The organism is Stenotrophomonas sp. 28608_Sma (genome assembly GCF_056486185.1).
Genome location: NZ_CM151308.1, coordinates 3,748,757 through 3,770,322, shown reverse-complemented (window position 1 = coordinate 3,770,322; position 21,566 = coordinate 3,748,757). Strand labels below are relative to the sequence as shown.

The window sequence follows — 21,566 nt, the reverse complement described above, 5'->3', positions numbered from 1 at the left end:
ATGCGCTGGGAAGTCGTCGGTTGGGGCGCGCTGGCGCTGCTGCTGTTCGCGGCCGAAGCGCTGGCGCCGGGTGCGTTCATGCTGTGGATCGGCATTGGCGCGGCGGCAGTGTTCGTACTGGTTGCGGTGTTCAGCGACATTCCACTGATGTGGCAGGTGATCGCCTTCGTCCTGCTGAGTGTGGTCTCGATCCAGTGCTACCGGCGCTGGGGGAGGCCGCGGGCACGGCCCAGCGATGCGCCGTTGCTCAACCGCCGTGCCGAGCAGCTGGTCGGCCGGGAGGTCGCATTGCAGCAGGCCATCATCGGCGGCCAGGGACGGGTCAGCATTGACGATGCGTCCTGGCAGGTGAGCGGTCCGGAGCTGCCTGCAGGTACGTGGGTACGGGTGGTGGCGGTGCAGGGCAGCACGCTGCTGGTCGAAGCGGTGGCCTAGGGGTTCCCAGCCAACGGCGGAGCCCCTCGTGGGTGGTCGCGGAAGGTGGTTCATGTGTCTGGGTCGGGCGGGTTGGGTTAGCGGGACACGCCGTAGACCCCGCTCCGCGGTCCGGCCCAGCCGCTGGCGGCTGCGCGTTCGGTCGCTTGCGAAGCAGTGCTTCGCAAGCAAAGCGCCCTCACCCATGGGGGCTCGATGGCGTCATCCATGGCGCCAACGGTCCCGCGAACCCAACCCGCCCGGCCCCCGACAGTTTCCGTGCGCGTCCAGCCCACGGAAAAAGAAAAAGAGCAAAGAGCAAAAGCACTCGCTCCGACCCGCCCAGGCCGAGTCAATCCAGAGCCGATGAACTCAGGCTTTGCGCTCCAGCTGTAGAAAGCGGCGCCGGCCGCAGGCCGACCAAACACCCCGCTGCGCTGCGGCGCGACCTGCGGGCGACCGATCTGGGATAATGGGGATTCTTGTTTCCTCTGCTGCCGGACCCGGTCATGACCCAGAAGACGCTGCTCAACGATACCCACCGCGCCCTTGGCGCCAAGATGGTCGATTTCGGGGGTTGGGACATGCCCATCCACTACGGCTCGCAGCTCGACGAGCACCACCTCGTTCGTCGCGAGTCGGGTGTGTTCGACGTCAGCCACATGACTGTGGTCGACCTGCGCGGTGACCAGGTCAAGCCGTTCCTGCGCCGCCTGCTGGCCAACTCGGTCGACAAGCTGAAGGTGACCGGCAAGGCGCTGTACTCGTGCATGCTGAATCCGCGCGGCGGCGTCATCGACGACCTGATCGTCTACTACCTGGGCGACGATTTCTTCCGCATGGTGGTCAATGCCTCTACCCGCGAGAAGGACCTGGCCTGGCTGCGCGAGCAGGCTGCACCGTTCGGCGTCACCGTCGAGCAGCGCCCGGACCTGGCCATCCTCGCCGTGCAGGGCCCGCAGGCGCGCGACATCGTGATCGGCCTGGCCCGCGAAAGCGATCGCGCAGCGCTGGCCAAGCTGGGCCGTTTCGCCGCCCTGCAGGTGCGGTCCGATGATGGTGTCGAACTGTTTGTCGCCCGTACCGGTTACACCGGCGAAGACGGCTTCGAAATCCTGCTGCCGCAGGACGCCGTGGTCGCGTTCTGGAACCGCCTGCTGGCGGCGGGCGTGAAGCCGGCCGGCCTCGGCGCACGCGACACGCTGCGCCTGGAAGCCGGCATGAACCTGTACGGCCAGGACATGGACGAAGAGATCAGCCCGTACGAAGCGGCGCTGGCCTGGACCGTGTCGCTGGACGAAGGCCGCGACTTCATCGGCCGCGAGGTGCTGGAAGCGCAGAAGGCCGCTGGCACCGCACGCCAGATGATCGGCCTGGTGATGGACGAGAAGGGCGTACTGCGCCACGGCCAGGCGGTGACCACCGCCGGCGGCCAGGGCGAGATCCTGTCCGGCACCTTCTCGCCGACCCTGGCCAAGGGCATCGCCTTCGCCCGTGTACCGGCCGGTGAACTGGGCGAGGTCACCGTCGACATCCGTGGCCGGCAGGTGCCGGTGCGCGTGGTCAAGTTCCCGTTCGTGCGCGAAGGCCAGGCCCAGCCCGGCGTGCTCGCCGACGCCTGATCCGAAACTGCCGATCGTCACTGACAGCAGTGGCGGCCGGTTGGTTACACTAGCCCCGTTTTTTCCACCCCTGCATATCTCTGGAGCAGTCCCATGAGCGAGATCCCCGGCGACCTCAAGTTCCTCAAGTCCCATGAGTGGGCCCGTGTCGAAGGCAATGGCCGTGTCACCGTCGGTATTTCCGACCACGCCCAGGGCCTGCTGGGTGACCTGGTCTACGTCGAACTGCCGGAAGTCGGCGCCGACGCAAAGGCTGGCGAGCAGATCGCCGTTGTCGAGTCGGTGAAGGCCGCCTCGGACGTCTACAGCCCGATCAGCGGCAAGGTCGTCGAGGTCAACTCGGCGCTGTCCGACAAGCCGGAAACCATCAATGAAGATGCCTACGGCGAAGGCTGGATGTTCGTGGTCGAACTGACCAACGCCGAAGAGGTCAACGAACTGCTGGATCCGGACGCGTATGCCGAAGCCCTGGAAAACGACGACCACTGAGTCGTCACTTCCGGGTTCTGGAACGGCCACCTTCGGGTGGCCGTTTTTGTTTTGGCGAGTGCGTCGGACTCATGACGGCGGGTTCGCTCTGCACCCTCGGCGTGGCATCAGCCGACAGACGAACGGTGCCGATCAGCGTGCGCAGTTTTGCGCAAATCCGCGTTTCCGCCCCGCGCCAAAGCGATCGAATGTGAAAACTTTTCGCCCCCCGTTGCGGCCCCGTTGTGCTGGCGTTGGCGACGGTGCCGGTGACCATCGGCGATGCACGTGCGCTGTTGTCCGGAACATGTGCCTATCTGCGCAGAGTGCTTATTTCAAGTGTTTTTTGTTCAGAGAGCGCATCGACTTCGTCGTATGCGGCGCGCGTGCGCGCCGCTTCAATGGTCGTTGCAGGGCGCGCACGGCGGTGGCGAGGGCGGCGTCCGGGATGGCGCGGATGTGAAAATTTTTCGCGGGGGTTGTTGACAGTAAAAAAAACCGTGATTAGGTTTCGCCTCAGCAGACCTTGCCTGCCCAACCGAGTGCGCAGAATCAATCGTCCGATGCGAAGCAGCCCCTTCAAGACCACCGCGACCCTGATGACGGTGGACATGGCCCCGCTTCCCCCGGAGAAATGCAAGGCAACTCCCGTTCCGATGTCCGCTCCGCCGATCGAGGCGGGCATTGCCGCATCCGTAACGGCGCGCCTGACGCGCCGGCGGTCCCCGCACGCAGCATCCGCGGGTTTGATCCACCTGGGCGTTTCAACTCCCTATCACTGACGAGGAGCCATCCCATGGCAACCAAGAAAGCTGCGAAGAAGAAGCCCGCCGCCAAGAAAGCGGTGAAGAAGGTCGCGAAGAAGGCCGCTGCCAAGAAGGCAGTGAAGAAGGTCGCGAAGAAGGCGACCGCCAAGAAGGCAGTGAAGAAGGCTGCGAAGAAGGTCGCCAAGAAGACCACTGCGAAGAAGGCAGTGAAGAAGGCGGCGAAGAAGGTAGCCAAGAAGTCCACTGCCAAGAAGGCCGTCAAGAAGACCGCGAAGAAGGCCGTCAAGAAGGTAGCCAAGAAGGCCACCAAGAAGACTGCCAAGAAGGCAACGGCCCGCAAGCCGGCCAAGAAGGTCGCGAAGAAGGCTACTGCCAAGAAGGCCGTCAAGAAGACCGCCAAGAAGGCAGTAAAGAAGACCGCGAAGAAGGCGACCAAGAAGGCTGCCCCGAAGAAGGCAGCGAAGAAGGTTGCCAAGCGCAAGCCGGCCGCCCGCAAGAAGAAGGCTGCTCCGGTCGCTCTGCCGGCAACCCCGGCGCCGCTGATCTAAGTACTTCCCGATAGCCGCATCCTGAAACCCCCTTCCCTGACTGCCCAGCGGGGAGGGGGTTTTTTTATTGGCCGTTTGCAGGGTCGAGCCGTGCTCGACTGCTTTTCTGACGGTCGACGCTAGCGGTGCGGCGCCGGTGGAAAGCGCTCCACCAGGAAGTCCAGGAAGCTGCGCAGGCGGGTCGAGTGGTAGCGATCGTGGGCGTAGACCACGTGCATCGGCCGACCGGTCTGGCCGAACTCCGGGAACAGCTGCACCAGGCGTCCGGTGTCGATGTCGGCAGCCAGCAGCAGTGCCGACTGCAGCACGATGCCCAGCCCGTGCAGCGCTGCCGTGCGCAGCGCTTCGCCGTTGTTGATCTGCAGCCGGCCGCCGGGCACACGCTCGAGTTCGCCAGCATCGGCCTGCAGCCACTGTGCGAGTGCGCTCGGTTCGAAGGACAGGCACTGATGCAGGGCGAGGTCGCGCAGGCTGCGAGGCGTGCCATGCCTGGCCAGGTACGCCGGCGATGCGCACATCATCAAGCGATACGGTGCCAGCGCACGCGCCACCAGCATGCTGCTGTCGGCCAGCGTGCCGATGCGCAGCGCCGCTTCGAAACCCTCCTCGGCGAGGTCGACCACGCGGTCGCTCAGCGTGACTTCGACCCGGACATCCGGATGGCGCGCCATGTATTCGGCCAGTGCCGGTACCAGTGCGTGCGTGCCGAAGATCACCGGCGCACTGATGCGCAACGTGCCCGCCGGTGCCAGCTGCTGGTGCTGCGCCTGTGCGTCCGTTTCTTCCACCAGCCGCAGGATCTCCCGGCAGCGGGTGTAGTAGTCCTCGCCGAAGGGCGTCATGTGCTGGCGTCGGGTGGTACGGCTCAACAGCTGCATTCCCAGCCGTGCTTCCAGCGCACGCAGGTGCTTGCCGGCCATCGTCGCCGAGATATCCATCGCCGCCGCCGCAGCGCTGAGGCTGCCCTTGTCCACGATCAGCACGTAGACCTGCATGCTCTCCAGCAGATTCATCTGACACCCCGGGTGTTGAATGCTGAAACCTGCGCGGAGTTTATCAATCAGGGGTGATCAAACAGCATGTACTGGACGGGCCGGATGTACCGGCTGGCGGATTGGGAGAACATCATGGATCTGGGGCTTGAAGGGCGTACCGCGCTGGTCACCGGGGCGGGCAGTGGCATCGGTGCCGGTGTGGCCAGGCTGCTGGCGGCCCAGGGAGTACGCATTGCGCTCAGCGCACGGCGTGCCGAGCCGCTGCATGCACTGGCGGCGGAGATCGAATCTGCAGGCGCGCCGGCACCGATCGTCCTGCTGGGCGACCTCACCGATGCGGAGCAGGTACGCCACATTGCGGATGCAGCCTCGGCGGCACTGACGCGTGTCGACATCCTCGTCAATGCGGCTGGAGGAGGCCGGCCGACCACGGTGGATGCGGGGGACGATGTCTGGGAGGAAGCCATGGCCTTGAACTTCTCTTCGGCACGACGCCTGACCCAGGCACTGCTGCCGGCGATGCAGGCGCAGGGCTGGGGGCGGGTGATCAACCTCAGCGGTTCAATGGAACCGCGCGCGGTGAATGCTGCCACGGCGGCGAAGGCGGCGTTGCATCTGTGGAGCAAAGGGCTGTCGTCGGCGCTGGCCTCACAGGGCATCACGGTCAATGCAATCGCGCCGGGACGCATCAACAGTGCTCAGATCCGGGACCGCCTGCATCCAACCGAGGAAAGCCGGCGTGAGTTCATCGAACGCAACATTCCGATCGGGCGTTTTGGTGATCCGGAGGAAGTGGCGCCGCTGGTGGCCTTTCTGGCCTCGCCCTTGGCCGGCTACATCACCGGCGCGGTGATTCCGGTGGATGGCGGCATGCACTACTTCGCGCATTAGCCTTCCGTTTGTAGAGTCGAGATCCTATGTTCGTGGTCAAGCCTGCTGGAAGCAGGCTTGACCCACCTTCAGCATGGCCGGATCGAAGTCCCGGCCGCTTTTGAAGACACCCCAGGCGATCCTGGCCAGCTTTCTGGCCAGGATGTTGAAGACGGCGGTGCTGGGGTGACCGCGTTTTGACAGCTCGTCGTAGAGCGGTTGCCCCCGACGACACCGCTTGAGCCCCATGGCGGCCATGTAGAGCATCTGGCGCAGCACTGGCGCGCCCTGTTTGGACAGCCGACGCCGTCCCGTTCTGCCGCCAGACTCGTTAGGCCGGGGATCCAGGCCGGTGCAGGCGATCCACGCGTTGGCGTTGGCCAACGGCCAGCGCGTCATGTAGTAGATCAGGTGAGCGGCGACGGCGGGGCCGATACCAGGGATGGTCAACAGGCGCTTGTAGAGCGTGCCATGCTCTCCATCGCGACCCAAGCGCTGCAGTTCGCTTTCCAGCTCGGACAGCGTCCCAGCCAGAGCGCAGAACAGATCTGACAGCTCCCCGGGGGCACTTTTGCTTACCCCGAAGGATTGCTCCAGGCGCGCGCGTGTCTTTACCAGCGTCTGCCGCTTGCGCAGCAAATCGTGCATCTGCTGCTGCTCGTCGGTACGCGGTACGTATTCACGCAGGCGATCGTTCTCCTTCTTCACGTACCGGGCGATCGCTTCGGCGTCCATGGCGTCCGTCTTGCCACGCGAGCCCGTCGCCCGGCCGTAGTGCTTGATCAGACGTGGATTGATCACATAGACAACGTGGCCTGCCTGGCCAGCCATCCGAGCCAACAACTCGTAGTACCGCCCCGTCGCCTCCATGCCAATCCGGCATCGCTGGGGCAAGGTGTTGAGCCACTGGGCTATGCCGGCCCGGGTGTTGGCGATCCTGTCGCCGGCCTTGCGGTCGGCCACTGCCGGTACGAACTCCTTGGAGTCCACGTCCACGCCAATATCGAGAGAATCAGACATTTGTACGGCTCCCAGCTATCTTTAAGGGGCTGGGGTGGTACCGCACCGACGTTAGCTTGCCTACATCGACGATCCCCTTTGGGGGCCGTACGATCCTTTATCGACGTTCGTGTGCGGGATGGGGATCGCTCGACTCGTCTGTCGGCTAGTATCCGCAGATGCATGCTTGACGGTCCCTCCACCCTGGCTCCTACATACCTCGTAGGAGCCGGGAGGAACATACAAGCACTGCTCGATTGCTTTGCTCTACAACTGCCACTAAAAAGGGCGACCCGCAGGCCGCCCTTCGCACACACGATGAAGCCCGCCAACTCAGCGCGGCGAGGCCACCGCACGGTTGCTCGAAGCACCCTTGCCCTTGCGCTTGTCCTGCTGTGCCGGGCTCGCGCCTTCGGCCATCAGGTTGTCGCTGCCGAAGTCGGTGTCCACGTCCAGCCAGCGCTGCGTCGGCAGGCCGAGCGCGGAATCGAGCACCGTCGGCAGCAGGCCGCTGGGCAGGCCGCTTTCGCCGTTCCACATGATGGCGATGCCGAGATCGCGTTCCGGCACCAGCGCGACCAGGCCGCGATAGCCCTGCACGGCACCGGCATGGAACACCACATCGTGGCCGGCGTAGTCGAAGGTGCGCCAGCCCAGTGCGTAGCCGGCCGAATGCAGGCGCTCGCGGCGCCAGCCCGAACGCATTTCGCCCGGGGTGTTGATCAGGCTCGAATGCAGGGTGGCCAGCAGCGGTGCCGGCAGCACGTCCGGGCGATGGCCGGTGTGGGCGAGCAGCCACTGCGCCATGTCGCTGGCGCTGGCGTTGACGCCGGCGGCCGGGGCGACGCGGTAGTAGGTCGGCTTCGGTGTCAGCGACACCCAGCCATTGCGGCTGCGCACGTGCGGACGCGCCCAGCGCGAGCTGGCCTGGATGCCGGCCAGGCCGAGGCTGGCATCGTTCATGCCCAGCGGCTTGAAGATGCGGCGCTCGACCGACTGCTCGTAGAAGCTGCCCGAGGCGGCATAGACGACGTCGCCGATCAGGCTGAAGGCCACGTTCTGGTAGGCGTAGCAGTCGCCCGGCAGGCACTTCAGGCTGGTATTGGCCAGCTTCTGGGTGAGTGCGTAGTACTCGGCGTTGCCTTCGATGTCGCGGTCGTAGGCGTTGTACGGCAGGCCGACGCGGTGGCTGAGCACGTCGGCCACGGTCAGGCGATCGGTCGCTTCCGGAGAGTTCAGGCGGAAGCCCGGCACATAGTCGGTGACCTTGCTGTCCCAGCGCAGCGTGCCATCGTTGACCAGCAGTCCGGCCATGGTGCCGGCGAAGGCCTTGGACAGCGATGCCAGGCGGAACACAGTGTGGGCGTCGACCGGCAGCGGGTTGTTGACGTCGGTAACCCCATAACCACGCGCGCTGAGTACGCGGCCACCCTGCACGATGGCCACGGCCATGCCGGGCACACGCTCGCCATAGGTGAGTTGCTGCGCCATCGATTCGATGTTGGCCACGTTGAAGCCGGCCGCCGGCAGCTGCACCTGCGGCACCAGGCCGGTGCGGTAAGCGGCGGGCTGGGTGTGGGCGACGGCGGTGGCGGCGGATTCGATGTTGGCCGGCATCGGCGGCAATGGCGGCGGGGTCTGCGCGGTGGTGGACAAGGCAACGGGCATCAACATGCCCAGCAAACCGGTGGCCGCCGAACGGATCGGACGACGCAGGCTGTTCTTTTTCATCGTGGAGACCCGTGCGCGACTGCTGATGGCGATTCTAGCGCCGCTTTTCCCTTGTGCACAAACAAAGCGAAGATGAATGCGCATCTCGTTGAAAAAGTTGGAATTTTGACGCCCCGAAAGCATGTATCGGAACGTGTCGTCCGGGCGGGGCCGTGACACTGCGTTGCGGCCTTCTGCGTGGCTGCTGCTGGCGATGTTGCAGTGCATTGGCTAACGTACGCGCTTCACCGCCCCCGGAGCCTGCCATGCCGCTGTCCAACCGCCGTCTTCTGGCGAGGGACACCGCGTGAGCGCGGTGAAGGGCAAGGGGCCGTTGCGTGGGCTGACGGCGGCACTGCGTGAGTCGCCGGCGCTGTGGTGGTCGTTCCTGTACTTCTTCTGCCTGCTCAGCGGCTACTACGTGCTGCGCCCGGTGCGGGAGGCGATGGCCGCCTCGGCCGACCTGGAAACGGTGTTCCCGCCGATGCTGATCGCCTGGTTCGCCAGTCATGGCATCGCGCTGAAGGATTTCGTCCTGCAGTTCCTGTTCTCCTGCGTGTTCGTGATCATGCTGGTGCTGCAGCCGGTGTACGGCTGGCTGGTCAGCCGCTTCCCACGGCGGGTGTTCCTGCCGGCGGTGTATGGGTTCTTCATCGTCACCTTGCTGGGTTTCTACGTACTGTTCGACAGCGGTGTGCCGGGCCGCGGCATGGCGTTCTTTTTCTGGATCACCGTCTTCAACCTGTTCGCGGTGGCGGTGTTCTGGAGCTTCATGGCCGATGTGTTTTCCAACGCGCAGGCACGAGCCTTCTACGGTTACATCGGCGCGGCCGGCACCATCGGTGCCTTTCTCGGGCCGATCATCACCGGTGCCCTGGTGCAGCGTCTGGGCATCGCCAACCTGATGCTGGTCTCGGCTGGATTCCTCGCCATCTGCCTGTTGAGCATCTGGCGGCTACGGCACTGGGCGGTGCTGCGTGAGCAGGAGCAGCAGCTGGTATCCGGCGAGCAGCCGATGGGGGGCAGCGTGCTGGACGGTCTGAAACTGATCGTGCGTGAGCCGTTGCTGCGCTGGCTGGCGATCATGGTGGTGTTCGGCGTGGGCGTGGGCACCCTGCTGTACAACCAGCAGGCCAGCATCGTGCGTGCGGCGTTCAACGATGCAGGCGCTGCCACGGCCTTCTTCTCGCGTATCGACCTGGCGGTGAACGCACTGGCGCTGCTGATGCAGCTCGGCCTGACCCGCTGGCTGCTGTCGCGCCACGGTATCGCGCCGGCCCTGTTGATCCCTGGTTTTGCGATCCTGATCGGCTTTTCGGTGCTTGCCGCTTCACCCATGCCGTTGATGGTCGCAGTGGTGCAGGTGATGACCCGCGCCAGCGAGTTCGCATTGGCCAAGCCGGCACGCGAAACCATCTATACCCGCGTGGACCGGCAGTGGCGCTACAAGGCCGGTGCGGCCATCGATACCGTGGTGTACCGCGGCGCGGACCTGAGCTTTGCGTGGGTGCACAAGGGCTTGTCGCTGTTTGGTTCACACGTGGTGTTCATCGGCGGCGTGGTCGTTGCCGCGTGCATGACCGCCGCCGCATTCGGTGTGCTGCGCGAAGAAAAGAAGCTGCCGCGCGACCGCTGAGCCGCGCGGGGTCGGCTCCCTCTCCCACGGAGAGGGCTCTGACCCCATCACCCCATTCATCTATCCAAGGAACCGCCCATGTACTGGATCGCACTCGCCCTGACCCTGCTGGTCGCCCTGCTGCACGTCTATTTCCTGGTGCTGGAGATGTTCCTGTGGACCCGCCCGCTGGGCCTGAAGACCTTCGGCAACACGCCCGAGAAGGCAGAGACCACGCGCGTGCTGGCGGCCAACCAGGGCCTGTACAACGGCTTCCTGGCGGCGGGCATCGTGGTGGGGCTGGTGATCGATCAGCCGGTGCTGGTGACGTTCTCGCTGGCCTGCGTGGTGGTGGCCGGGTGCTATGGCGCGTACAGCGTGAGCCGGCGCATTTTCATGATCCAGGCCGTACCGGCCATTCTGGCGCTGGTGTCGCGAGCGCTCTGACGTGGGCGCGTGCTGGCAGGCGCCGCCGCTCAGCGGCTGATGGCGCGCATGAAGCCCAGCCACATTGGCACGGCATGCAGCGCCGCACCCAGCACGAACAGGCCCGTCAGCAGGTGTACGCGCCAGTCGTTGATGCGCAGGAAGACGAATTGTTCAAGCGCGCGGCCCACCCAGAACACCGCCATGAAACCCAGCAGGACCAACCCCAGACGAGTGCCGACCAGGTCCGGGGCAAAGATCAGCGCGATCAGCCCCATTCCCAGGAACACATAGATCACGCGCAGATTGAGGATCTGCATGATCGCGCGGTTGACCGTGCCGAGCTGGGCGAGCTCGCGTTTCCAGCCGAACAGCCGCCAGAACGCCAGATGGAAGGCGGCAAACCCCAGGCTGTGAATGCCTGCCAGGCGCACAAGCAGTTCAGCGGTCGTCATGGTTGATCAGCCTGTGCGCGGAGGGCGCGGCGATACCCACATTGCGATGGTCGCATGGAACACCTCGGTCCCTGCCGCATCGGTCACGCTGACCTTCACGGGCAGGTCGTAGCCGTCCGCAGCACTGACGATGGACAACACTGGCGTCGCCACGGCCTTCAACGTGCCCAAGGCCTTGGCCTGGTATTTCACTTCCATGCCCTTGGGGATCCAGCGCATGTCTGCCGGCAGGCTGGCGTCCACCATCACCCCGCCGACCAGCTCGGCCAGGTTGCACATCGCGATCGCATGTACCGTGCCGATGTGGTTGTTGATGCGGCGGTGCTGGCGGATCACGCCTTCGCAGCGGCCTGGCTCCAGTGCGGTGATGGTGGGTGCGATGCTGGCGAAGTAGGGCGCCTTGAAGCACACCGCGCGCGAGAACAGCCAGTTGCCGGCAGGCCAGCGCTGCAGGCGGTGGTAAAGCGAGAGCAGGGGCGTGGACATGGTTGATGTTCCGGTCGGCGGATAAAGCGACGGCGGGCCGAGGCCCGCCGTCGTGGCAACGCGTGTCGCGGGCGATCAGGCCGCCTGCGAATGCGGGTCCTTGTGCTGGCGGTCGTAGTAGCTGGCCGCGCGCAGTTCGTGGGTGTCGAAGTCGTCCACGGTGATGGTGTCCAGGGTCAGCGTACGCAGTTCTTCCAGCAGGCTGCGCTCGTCCTGGGTGATCACGCCTTCGGCCACGGCCTCGTCCAGCTGGCTCTTGAAGTCCAGCGCTTCGATGCCCTTGCTCTTCAGCGCCTTCAGGAACTTGCGCTCCACCGGCTCGGCCATGATCGCCTTGCTCAGGTAGCTGTTGATACGACCGCCCGGGTTGTTCTCGCACGGGGTCAGGAACACGCCGCTGGCCAGACGGTCGCGGGCTTCGTTCGGCGCCATCAGCAGAGCTGCAACACGGCGGCTCAGGCGGTCGCCGGGGGCCTCGGCACGACGGCCCAGCGGGAAGATCAACGCCCACATCAGCCAGCCGATCGGACGGATCGGGAAGTTGCGCAGCGCGGCCGACAGCGATTCTTCGATCTTGTGCACGCTGTCATGGAAGGCCCAGGCCAGCAGCGGCTGGTCGGCCTGCGGTGCGCCTTCGTCGTGGTAGCGCTTGAGCATGGCGCTGGTCATGTAGACGTGGCTCAGCACATCGCCCAGGCGGCCGGACAGCGATTCCTTGAACTTCAGCTTGCCGCCGAGGGTCATCATCGAGATGTCGGCCATCAGCGCCAGGTTGGCCGAGTAACGGTCCAGCTTGCGGAAGTAGCGGCGGGTGTAGGCGTCACCCGGGGCAGCACCGAAGCGTGCACCGGTCAGGCCGAACCAGAACGAACGCACGGCATTGGAGAGGCCATAGCGGATGTGGCCGAACAGGCTGCGATCGAACTCCTGCAGACCGGCACGGGTATCCGGATCCTGCGCAGCCTTCATTTCCTTCAGCACCCACGGGTGGCAGAGGATCGCACCCTGGCCGAAGATCAGCAGGCTGCGGGTCATGATGTTGGCGCCTTCCACGGTGATCGCGATCGGCGCGGCCTGCCAGCTGCGGCCGGCGAAGTTGCGCGGCCCCAGGATGATGCCCTTGCCGCCGATCACGTCCATCATGTCCGAGATCACTTCGCGGCTCATGTTGGTGCAGTGGTACTTGGCGATCGCCGACGGCACCGACGGCACGTCACCACGGTCAACCGCCGCGGCGGTGGCCTGCGACAGCGCACTGATCTTGTAGGCCTTGCCGCCGATGCGGGCCAGCGCTTCTTCCACACCTTCGAAGCGGCCGACCGACAGGCCGAACTGCTTGCGGATGCGCGCATAGGCGCCGGTCACCGCGGCACCGGCCTTGGCACCGCCGCTGGCGGTGGACGGCAGGGTGATCGAGCGACCCACGGCCAGGCACTCGTTGAGCATGTTCCAGCCCTTGCCGGCCATGGCAGCGCCACCGATCAGCTGGGTCAGCGGAATGAACACGTCCTTGCCGCGGATCGGACCGTTCTGGAACGTCGAGTTCAGCGGGAAGTGGCGACGGCCGATTTCAACGCCGGCGGTGTCGCGCGGCAGCAGGCCCAGGGTGATGCCGATGTCGCGGGTATCGCCGATCAGGCCATCCGGATCGTACATGCGGAAGGCCAGGCCGATCAGCGAAGCGACCGGGGCCAGGGTGATGTAGCGCTTGTCGAAGGTCAGCTTGACGCCGAGCACCTGCTCGCCGTTCCACTCGCCCTTGCAGACGATGCCGTAGTCCGGAATCGAGGTGGCGTCGGAGCCGGCGAACGGACCGGTCAGGCCGAAGCACGGCACTTCGCGGCCATCGGCCAGGCGCGGCAGATACTGGTCCTTCTGTTCCTGGGTGCCGTAATGCACCAGCAGTTCACCCGGGCCCAGCGAGTTGGGCACGCCGACGGTGGAGCTGACCACCGAAGACACCGACGCCAGCTTCTGGATCACCTTGTGGTGGGCCAGCGCAGAGAAGCCCAGGCCGCCGTACTCCTTCGGGATGATCATGCCGAAGAACTTGTTCTTCTTGATGAAGGCCCACAGTTCCGGCGGCAGGTCGGCGTGGACGTGGGTGATTTCCCAGTCGTTGACCATGGTGCACAGCTCTTCCACCGGGCCATCGAGGAAGGCCTGTTCTTCGGCGGTCAGCTGCGGCTTGGGATAGTTGAGCAGGATGTTCCAGTCCGGATCACCGGTGAACAGTTCACCCTCGAAACCGACCGAGCCGGTTTCCAGCGCGATGCGCTCGGTCTGCGATAGTGGCGGCAGCACCTTGCGGAACACCTTCATCATCGGGCCGGTCAGCAGCGGCTTGCGGATGAACGGCAGCAGCAGCGGCACGGCGATGACGGCCAATACAGCGGCTGCGACGATCGTGGCGGTCTGGTTGACGTAGGGAATGAACCAGCAGGCGGCCAGCAGGGCCACGCTGATCAGCGTCCAGGTAACCAGCCGCATGCGGTGGTAGGCGACGAACGCGCCTGCCAGCAGCAGGGCGAGGAAGGGAAGAACGATGCTCATGAGCGTGCTCCGGTGACGTGCTCGTTTGTGGCGGACGAAGCCGCAGCGTCTGCTGCGGGCAACACGTCCAGATAGTCCAACACAGTAGCGGTAAAGGCGTCGTTGTCATCGCCGGCGACCATGTGCGTGGCCTGCGGCAGCTGTACATGACGCGCGTGCGGCGCCAACGCCAGGAATTCGGCCACGGTCTGCGGCGTGACCAGGTCGCTGCGACCACCGCTGACCAGCAGCAGCGGGCACTTCACCTGGCGCGCGGCTTCGGCCAGTGCGTCCTGGTGCTGTTCGCTGTCGCGGGCCAGTTCGGCCACCAGGCGCGGATCCCAGTGCCAGCGCCAGCGGCCGTGACCGTCTTCGCGCAGCAGCGCGCGCAGCGACTGCTCGGATTTGCGCGGACGGTGCGGCATGTAGGCCGAGATCACGTCGGCAGCCTGGCTCAGCGAGGCGAAGCCGTCGGGATGGGCGGTCATGAAGGCGAGGATGCGCTCGACACCGGCGGTATCCCAGCGCGGGGTGATGTCGACCAGCACCATCGCCGAGAACAGGCCCGGCCAGCGCGACTCGGCCAGCAGGCCGAACAGGCCCCCCATCGAGGCCGCAACCAGCACCGGCGGGCGCGGCTGTTCACCGGCCAGCACGATCAGGTCATCGGCGAACTGTTCGCCGTGATAGGGCAGGTCGGCGGCATTCCAGTCCGAATCGCCGTGACCACGTGCGTCATAAGCCAGCGTCTGCAGGCCGGCTGCAGACAGGGCACGCGCGGTGGCATTCCAGGCGTGACGGGTCTGGCCGAAACCGTGCGCGAACAGCACCCGGCCACGACGACCGTGGTCGCTGGCAGTGGCGGCGAGGCGGGCACCATGGGCCGCCTCCAGGTCCAGGTCATGGAACGCAGCGGGAGTAGGGGACGTAACCATACTTGCTAGTATGGATCGCTTGTGAGGGAAGTCAATACTGCATCGTATGGTGCGGTGCGGCAGCCCTGCGGGAGAGCCCTTTGACGGTTTCGCCCGCAACGGCGTACTGCAACGAACCCCGGCGTATGGTTAAATCAGCCCATGAATCAACCTGACGCTTCCGCCGGCGAACCGCGCGCCGGCCGCAACAGCCGCCTGAGTGCCGAAGACTGGGCCCAGGCGGCCCTCGACCTGATTGCTGAACAAGGCGTAGGCGCCGTTGCGGTGGAACCGCTGGCGCGGCGCCTCGGCGTGACCAAGGGCAGTTTCTATTGGCATTTCCCCTCGCGTGACGCCTTGCTGCAGGCCGCGCTGGAACGCTGGGAACTGTTCGAACAGGAACAGGTGTTCGGCAGCCTGGAAGACGTACCGGACCCGCGCGTGCGCCTGCGCCAGCTGTTCCAGATGGTGGCGCATGAAGTGCAGCCGCACATCATCTACAGCGAGCTGCTGAAGGCATTGGACCATCCGATGGTGCGTCCGGTGATCGACCGCGTGTCGCAGCGCCGCCTCGACTATCTGATCGCTTCGTTCCGCCAGGCAGGGCTCAGCTCGACCGATGCGCGCCACCGCGCACGCCTGGCGTACGCGGCCTATGTCGGCTTCCTCCAGCTGTCGCTGCAGTTGCAGCAGCCCAAGCAGGCGCGCGAGGATTTCGAGGCCTATGTCGAGCATCTCATCGAGACGCTGATTCCGAACGGTTGAAGATCGCCGTACTGGTCACGAGAAAGCCGCGGCATTGCCGCGGCTTTTTTCTTGCGTGCCATCCTTGCGTGCCATCCACGTATTGCCGGAGGCACAAAGAACAACGGCCCCTTGCGGGGCCGTTGCTGCATCAGCTGATCAGTGGATCGATCAGAACTTCTGCTTGTACTGCATGTACATGTAGCGGCCCGGCAGGTCGTACTGCGGGTCGAACATGTTGTACGAGGTGTAGTACGAAACCGGCGGGCTCTTGTCCCACGCGTTGTTCAGGCCGACCATGATGGTGCCCTTCCACGGCGTGTTGTAGCGGAACTGGATGTCGTGGTAGGTCGTGGCACCAATGTGGTTCGTTCCCTTCGCGCCATCAGAGCAGTATGCGAAGGTTTCCGGTTCCTTGACTGGATCAAACGGGCACGGTTCGGTCATGCCGGACTTGTAACGAATGCCGTAGTTGACCCCGAAGTCCCCGTAGGACCAGTCCACATACAGATTGGAACGGATGCGCCAGTACGGATCCTGGTCGAGATAGCGTCCCTGGCGACCCTCGATCGGAGCATCCTGAGTCGACTTGGTATCCCACTTGGACAGGTAGGTGCCGTCCAGAGTGATGGTGAACTGGCCGATCGAAGTTTCCGGCAACTTGTACAGGATGCCCAGATCCCAACCTTCCACCTTGTACGACGCCAGGTTCTGCAGCGGCATGTTGACGTTGGTGATGGTGTAACGCTGGTTGGTGCTGCCGTAGTTCGGGTCACGCGTGATCAGGCCGCAGTTGGCTGCCTGCTCCTGCGCGGTGCCGCCATAGCAACGATCCATGATGTCCTGGATGGCCGGACGGGTGATGGCGTCCTCGATCTTGATCTGCCACCAGTCCAGGGTCACGTTCAGACCCTGCACGAAGCTTGGGCTCCACACCAGGCCCAGCGTCTTGCTGGTCGAGGTTTCCGGCTTCAGGTTCGGGTTGGCCTGCCAGGTGAACGGCTCAGGAGTCTGCTTCGCACCACTACCAGCGCCCGGCTGAACGAAGCCGATCGGCACGCCCTCTGCCGCACATTGTGCCGCGATAGCGCCGGTACGGCGACCAGACGTTGAGGAGCACGGATCGATGTAGCTCTCGAACGAGTCAGCATCACCGCGATACAGGTTGTTGATGCTCGGGGCGCGGAAGCCTTCCGAGTAGTTACCACGCACCATTAGGTCGTCGATCGGCTTCCAGCGGAAACCGAACTTGTTGTTGGTGGTGTTGCCGAAGTTGCTGTACTTCGAGTAGCGGGTTGCCGCGCTGAAGTCGAGCAGCTTGGCGCCCGGCAGGTCAGCCAGCACCGGGATCGACAGTTCCAGGAAGAACTCGTCCAGGTCATAGCTACCCTTGGTGGGGGATGCTCCGTTGCCGGTGCTCAGGCCAGAGGCGATGAAGGCGTCCGGATCGAACTGACCGGTTTCCTTGCGATATTCGTAACCAGCTGCGAAGCCCAATGCACCCGCCGGCAGCTGCACGATTTCGCCGGAGATGTTGGCGTAATAACCCTTGGACACCAGGCTGGCGGAGTCATGCGCGGTGAACGAGGTGTAATCCAGTGCCTCCTGCGAGATCGAACCCATCCCACCCAGCGGATTGATCGGGGCGCAGCCCGGAATGATTGCGCCAGCGGAGTTGAGGCACACAGCCTTGCCATCGCGGATCGCCGAGGGACCATATGCCTCGGCCAGACGCTGCTTGTTGAACAGGCCGTAGGTCAGATCGTTCTGGTCGGTCTTGTCGTAGCGGTAGCCGACATCCCAGTCGAAATTGCGGTCGGCGAATTCGAAGAAGCCCTCGAAACCACCGTAGAAGTGCCAGTTCTTGACGTTCTGGTTGAACGAACGTCCACCGGTTTCGTTGAAGCGGCGCGCGACGCCAGTCAGATCAACGCCGTACGGATTGTACATGCTGCCCGCGCTGAGGCGCTGGCCGGTGACCGGCATGGCAGCCAGCAGCTGTTCGGACTTGCGTTCGTTGTACATCGCCTCGGTGCGGAAGGTGATGTTGTCGGTAACGTTGTAAGAACCCACCGCGAACAGCGAGGTGCGCTCGTTGGGGGTCAGCAGGTAGTTGTCCGGCGCGGTGTTGTAGCCGTGAACATTGGGATCGAACGGCGTTTCAACGCCGTTGAGGATGATGTAACGCTCGTCGTTACGCAGATACGAACCCGGAATACCGGTGCTGCTCTGGCCGCTGAAGAAAGGCGGGCCACCGGCGGAGATCTTGCGATCGCCGGCCATCACGGCCTTTTCGTTGACGTAGGAGACGCCCAGCACCAGCGAAGCGCGGTCAGTGGTGGTGCCCAGAGTGAAGTCGGCCGCTTCGCGGTCGCCGTCACCGGCGCTGTACTGGCCCTTGTAGAAGTTGGCTTCCGCGCCATCGAAGTTCTGCTTGGTGATGATGTTCACCACGCCGGCGATCGCGTCCGAACCGTAGATGGTCGATGCGCCGTCCTTCAGGATGTCGATGCGCTCGATCATCGCGGTCGGGATGGTGTTCAGGTCGACGCTGCCATCCAGGCCGGTGGTCCAGCGGCGGCCATTGACCAGCACCAGAGTGCGCTCGGAACCCAGGTTGCGCAGGCTGACGCCGGCAGAACCGTCACCGCCGTTGTTGTAGGTACGGTTCAGGGCGGCACCGTTGGCGGCAACGCGCTGCAGGATGTCGGCGACCGAAGTCACGCCCTGCTTGTCGATGTCGGCGCGGGTCAGGCTCAGGACCGGCTGCGAGGTTTCGATGTCGGTGCTCTTGATGCGCGAACCGGTGACCGAGATGCGGTCAAGGTTGGTCGCTTCCTGGGCCTGGGCGGTGGCAGTGGACGCCACACCGGCAACGAGCGCGACCAGAACGGCATCGCGCAGCTTGTTGGACTGGAAATTCATTGGCTCTCTCTCTCCAAGAAATCTTGGCTGGGTTAATGCCCGGCGGGGGAGCGAAAAGCGCTCCCAAATCGCGAGGCTGAGCCGATAGTAGCGGGCGTTCGCCAAGAATTAAAGCTGCGTTAATCAAGTCTATGATTTTGGTAAAAATGAAAATTGATGCACGAAATCAAGGGGTTGAATCGCAGGTGACATCACTCTGTCTCGTTTGTTAGCGCAAAGTGACGAAAAAAGTTTCCGTTGATGTGTATCGCAGTGTGTCGACGTGAATTGCGCGGTATCCAATTCGTCGAAAAGCGCTCTGCGTGTATCACGATCGCGCATACGCAACGGGCGCCTTTCGGCGCCCGGGAGAAGTCACTGCAGGAGGGCCCGCGTGGGGGGGTCAGAGATCCTGTTCGTAACGCACATACGGCACAGTGCCGTCGTCGTTGCTTTCATTGCGCGGGGAGAACGGATTCTTGCCGCGGCTGATCACGTTCTCGGCGCCAACAGTAAGCTGGCCAGACCACGGGGTACGCCAGGTCAGGCCGATGCCCAGGCCCTCCCACTTGCCGGGCTTGCCCGGCACATCGATCACGCGGCCGATGATGCTGCCGGTGAAATTGCCGTACCCGGCGCCGATGCTCAGGCTCTTGCTGTCCCAGCGGTCGACGATGGACGGTGCGGCGTCGGCCAGCGGCACCAGGCGCGCCTTGGCGTAGGTACCGGCAATCGAGACAAAGCCCTCGCGGCCGATGTTCTTCTGCGCGAATACGGTCAGGTCGTTCTGCTCGGCGCGCAGCGAGGGGGTCTTGTTCGGGCCGGACAGCCACGCCGGCAGCGTTTCACGGCCGGTGCCGGCGGTGATGCCGAGACGGCTGCTGCCGCGGTTCAGCGCGGCGGTACCGGTGAAGCGGCGGCTGTTGAGGTCGTCGTCGTCACCCAGGCTGGCCAGCATGCAGTGACTGGCCAGGCCGCTCATGCTGGTCCCGCTGCTGCTGTTGCAGAGCAGGCCCAGCGAATCGCCGGAGGACAGGCCGAAGGCCGCATCCAGCGAGTTGCGGCCGAAGTGCCAGCGGGCGCCGGCGGCCTGTTCACCGGTGGGCTCCAGGTACAGCAGGGCCTCGACCTTGCCGCTGCCCTTGTTCCATACCGGCAGCACGGTCCGGGTGTCCTTGCTCTGCGCATGCACGCCCGTGATCGCGCCAAGGGCGATCAGCAGGGCCAGCGGTAGACGCAGGAAGGTACGCATCGGACCAGTTCAGACAGGGACGGACAACGGAAGTTCCCGCGGAGACGGGAACTTGATCCTAGGGTGTTTATGAATTCTTAACAAGCCTTGATCCCCCCAGATGCAAGACAAGCCGTTTACTGAAGCCGTTCAGGCGCCGGTACAGTCCCCTCGGCACCGTGGAACAGTATGCCGAACTCCGTCAAAGGAAAGTGATACTCCCGCCCGCAGAATTCGCAACGGACCTCGACGGCGCCGGTGTCCGCGGCTGCGGCACGGGCCTCGTCCTCGCCCAGCGACTGCAGCATCGACGCGACCCGCTCGCGGGAACAGGAGCAGGCGAAGGACAGCGGCTTGCCGCCCATCAGTTCCGGCTTCTCTTCGTGGAACAGGCGGTGCAGCAGCTGCTCGGCCGGGGTCGCCAGCAGCTCGGCTTTGCCCAGGGTCTCGAACAGGGCGCTGGCACGCGCCCAGCCGTCCTCGTCACCCTCGTCGCCCGGCAGCTTCTGCAGCAGCAGGCCGGCGGCGCCGTTGCGGTCGGCGGCCAGCAGCAGGCGGGTCGGCAGTTGTTCGGACTGGCGGAAGTAGTCCTCGAAGGCCTCGTCCAGCTCCGGTGCGGTCAGCGCGACCAGGCTCTGGTAGCGCTGCGGCTCGCGCGGGTCCAGGCCCGGGTTCTCGATGGTGATCGCGAGCAGGGCGTCATCACCCAGGCTGGACAGGTCGCGCGGCGCATCGGCGCCGTCGCTGAGCTGGGCGATGCCGCGCAGGGTACCGGCGGCGGTGCACTCGGCAAACAGGGTGCGCAGCGCGGTGCTGCTGCGCAGCTGGATCGAAAGGCGGCCATCGATCTTGGTGTGGCCGGTGAACAGCGCCGAGGCCACGCAGGCCTCGCCGAGCAGTTCGGCGGCGGTATCCGGGTACTCGGCGTGGGACAGGATCTCCTGCCAGGTCGCCTGCAGGCGCACGTGGACGCCACGGACGCCAGCGTCGGGAAGCAGGAAGCGGATCAGGGAATCGGGGTTGGCGGTCATCGGCTCACATCGCGCGTAAACGAGGGCGGTTGCCGGATAATGCGCCGACAACCGGATAGAAGAAGGATGCACCAGTAATGGGGGCAGGGGGAGAGCAGCACAAGGTGGAGGCCATCGCGGAAGTCCCGCGCCGCAGGCGCTGGCGCTGGAAACGGCTGCTCTGGCTGCCGCTGCTGCTGGCCGCTTTCAGCTGCCTGCAGGTACTGGTGCTGCGGTTCATCGACCCGCCGGTATCCACGGTCATGCTATGGCGCTATGGCGAGGCATTGGGGGAGGCCGACTGGTCCTATCGCCTGCATTACCAGTGGCGCGACCTGGACCAGATGGCAGCGAGCCTGCCGATCTCACTGGTGGCCGCGGAGGACCAGCGCTTCCCCGACCACAATGGCTTCGACCTGCAGGCCATCGAGAAGGCCCGCGACCACAACGCCAAGGGCGGACGCCTGCGGGGGGCCAGCACGATCAGCCAGCAGGTCGCCAAGAACCTGTTCCTCTGGCAGGGCCGCAGCTGGATCCGCAAAGGCTTGGAAGTCTGGTACACGGTGCTGATCGAAGCACTGTGGCCGAAGGAACGGATCCTGGAGATGTACGCCAACATCGCCGAGTTCGGCGACGGCGTCTATGGCGCGCAGGCGGCGGCGCAGACGTTCTGGGGCAAGGATGCGTCCCGCTTGAGTCCGGCCGAGAGTGCACGGCTGGCGGCGGTGTTGCCGGCACCGCGGCGCTACAACGCGGCAAAGCCAGGGCCGTACGTGCAGCGGCGCGCGGCATGGATCCAGCGCCAGGCACGGCAGCTGGGCGGCGCGGCTTACCTGTCGGAAGACTGAGGACACCT

At 64.8% G+C, this 21,566-nt stretch carries 20 protein-coding genes; 9 read left to right on the top strand and 11 right to left on the bottom strand.

The window, feature by feature from the left end:
• From ACZLHH_RS17810 to gcvH, 3 genes are all read left to right on the top strand, one after another.
• Window positions 1–435 carry an NfeD family protein gene (locus ACZLHH_RS17810; RefSeq protein ID WP_180845392.1) on the top strand — a complete coding sequence of 145 codons (435 nt, stop codon included), beginning with the start codon at window positions 1–3 and terminating at the stop codon, window positions 433–435.
• A gap of 488 nt (window positions 436–923) precedes the next feature.
• Window positions 924–2,036 (top strand): glycine cleavage system aminomethyltransferase GcvT, encoded by a 1,113-nt coding sequence (gene gcvT, locus ACZLHH_RS17805; RefSeq protein ID WP_107431345.1) that lies wholly within the window; start codon window positions 924–926, stop codon window positions 2,034–2,036.
• Window positions 2,037–2,129: 93 nt separating this feature from the next.
• A complete protein-coding gene (gcvH, locus tag ACZLHH_RS17800; protein WP_005410701.1) occupies window positions 2,130–2,525 on the top strand; it encodes a glycine cleavage system protein GcvH in 396 nt (131 codons plus the stop codon).
• Between the two features lie 292 nt (window positions 2,526–2,817).
• Here gcvH and ACZLHH_RS17795 read toward each other — a convergent pair whose 3' ends face one another.
• Window positions 2,818–3,117, bottom strand: coding sequence for a hypothetical protein (locus tag ACZLHH_RS17795; protein WP_125895567.1), 300 nt, complete (start codon window positions 3,115–3,117; stop codon window positions 2,818–2,820).
• A gap of 183 nt (window positions 3,118–3,300) precedes the next feature.
• Here ACZLHH_RS17795 and ACZLHH_RS17790 point away from each other — a divergent pair, with 183 nt between their 5' ends.
• Entirely contained in the window at window positions 3,301–3,819 is a 519-nt protein-coding gene (locus tag ACZLHH_RS17790) for a hypothetical protein (protein WP_032130057.1), read from the top strand.
• Between the two features lie 119 nt (window positions 3,820–3,938).
• On the opposite strand, the gene ACZLHH_RS17785 is transcribed toward ACZLHH_RS17790, so the two are convergent.
• The gene (locus tag ACZLHH_RS17785) at window positions 3,939–4,832 is read right to left on the bottom strand and encodes a LysR family transcriptional regulator (RefSeq protein ID WP_049463542.1); all 894 of its coding nucleotides are present in this window, start codon (window positions 4,830–4,832) and stop codon (window positions 3,939–3,941) included.
• 114 nt (window positions 4,833–4,946) lie between these two features.
• Between ACZLHH_RS17785 and ACZLHH_RS17780 the strand changes: the two genes are divergently transcribed.
• The gene (locus ACZLHH_RS17780) at window positions 4,947–5,705 is read left to right on the top strand and encodes an SDR family NAD(P)-dependent oxidoreductase (protein WP_180845390.1); all 759 of its coding nucleotides are present in this window, start codon (window positions 4,947–4,949) and stop codon (window positions 5,703–5,705) included.
• 36 nt (window positions 5,706–5,741) lie between these two features.
• Here ACZLHH_RS17780 and ACZLHH_RS17775 read toward each other — a convergent pair whose 3' ends face one another.
• Window positions 5,742–6,704: an IS110 family transposase gene (locus ACZLHH_RS17775; RefSeq protein ID WP_132808894.1), complete on the bottom strand. Its 963-nt coding sequence runs from the start codon at window positions 6,702–6,704 to the stop codon at window positions 5,742–5,744.
• A 312-nt stretch (window positions 6,705–7,016) separates the two neighbouring features.
• Entirely contained in the window at window positions 7,017–8,414 is a 1,398-nt protein-coding gene (locus tag ACZLHH_RS17770) for a serine hydrolase domain-containing protein (protein ID WP_032130059.1), read from the bottom strand.
• A gap of 286 nt (window positions 8,415–8,700) precedes the next feature.
• Here ACZLHH_RS17770 and ACZLHH_RS17765 point away from each other — a divergent pair, with 286 nt between their 5' ends.
• Window positions 8,701–10,029, top strand: coding sequence for an NTP/NDP exchange transporter (locus ACZLHH_RS17765; RefSeq protein WP_180845389.1), 1,329 nt, complete (start codon window positions 8,701–8,703; stop codon window positions 10,027–10,029).
• A gap of 78 nt (window positions 10,030–10,107) precedes the next feature.
• Window positions 10,108–10,455 (top strand): DUF1304 domain-containing protein, encoded by a 348-nt coding sequence (locus ACZLHH_RS17760; protein ID WP_180845388.1) that lies wholly within the window; start codon window positions 10,108–10,110, stop codon window positions 10,453–10,455.
• A 29-nt stretch (window positions 10,456–10,484) separates the two neighbouring features.
• Here ACZLHH_RS17760 and ACZLHH_RS17755 read toward each other — a convergent pair whose 3' ends face one another.
• The 4 genes from ACZLHH_RS17755 to ACZLHH_RS17740 form a co-directional block, all read right to left on the bottom strand.
• Complete coding sequence (locus ACZLHH_RS17755; protein ID WP_256200917.1) at window positions 10,485–10,868, bottom strand: hypothetical protein; 384 nt, start codon at window positions 10,866–10,868, stop codon at window positions 10,485–10,487.
• A gap of 27 nt (window positions 10,869–10,895) precedes the next feature.
• Entirely contained in the window at window positions 10,896–11,375 is a 480-nt protein-coding gene (locus ACZLHH_RS17750; RefSeq protein WP_180845387.1) for a hotdog fold domain-containing protein, read from the bottom strand.
• Window positions 11,376–11,450: 75 nt separating this feature from the next.
• Complete coding sequence (locus tag ACZLHH_RS17745) at window positions 11,451–13,928, bottom strand: acyl-CoA dehydrogenase (protein WP_032130064.1); 2,478 nt, start codon at window positions 13,926–13,928, stop codon at window positions 11,451–11,453.
• On the bottom strand, window positions 13,925–14,842 hold the full coding sequence (locus ACZLHH_RS17740) for an alpha/beta fold hydrolase (RefSeq protein ID WP_071228205.1): 918 nt from the start codon (window positions 14,840–14,842) through the stop codon (window positions 13,925–13,927). Before ACZLHH_RS17740 ends, ACZLHH_RS17745 begins: the two co-directional genes overlap by 4 nt.
• A 141-nt stretch (window positions 14,843–14,983) precedes the next feature.
• Between ACZLHH_RS17740 and ACZLHH_RS17735 the strand changes: the two genes are divergently transcribed.
• Complete coding sequence (locus tag ACZLHH_RS17735) at window positions 14,984–15,586, top strand: TetR/AcrR family transcriptional regulator (protein WP_006464233.1); 603 nt, start codon at window positions 14,984–14,986, stop codon at window positions 15,584–15,586.
• Between the two features lie 150 nt (window positions 15,587–15,736).
• Here ACZLHH_RS17735 and ACZLHH_RS17730 read toward each other — a convergent pair whose 3' ends face one another.
• From ACZLHH_RS17730 to hslO, 3 genes are all read right to left on the bottom strand, one after another.
• The gene (locus ACZLHH_RS17730; protein WP_049401415.1) at window positions 15,737–18,490 is read right to left on the bottom strand and encodes a TonB-dependent receptor plug domain-containing protein; all 2,754 of its coding nucleotides are present in this window, start codon (window positions 18,488–18,490) and stop codon (window positions 15,737–15,739) included.
• Between the two features lie 382 nt (window positions 18,491–18,872).
• Window positions 18,873–19,721: an XOO1806 family protein gene (locus tag ACZLHH_RS17725; protein ID WP_049420960.1), complete on the bottom strand. Its 849-nt coding sequence runs from the start codon at window positions 19,719–19,721 to the stop codon at window positions 18,873–18,875.
• Between the two features lie 116 nt (window positions 19,722–19,837).
• Window positions 19,838–20,731 (bottom strand): Hsp33 family molecular chaperone HslO, encoded by an 894-nt coding sequence (gene hslO, locus ACZLHH_RS17720; RefSeq protein ID WP_032130068.1) that lies wholly within the window; start codon window positions 20,729–20,731, stop codon window positions 19,838–19,840.
• Window positions 20,732–20,808: 77 nt separating this feature from the next.
• Between hslO and mtgA the strand changes: the two genes are divergently transcribed.
• Complete coding sequence (gene mtgA, locus ACZLHH_RS17715) at window positions 20,809–21,558, top strand: monofunctional biosynthetic peptidoglycan transglycosylase (RefSeq protein WP_032130069.1); 750 nt, start codon at window positions 20,809–20,811, stop codon at window positions 21,556–21,558.
• Window positions 21,559–21,566: the final 8 nt, after the last annotated feature.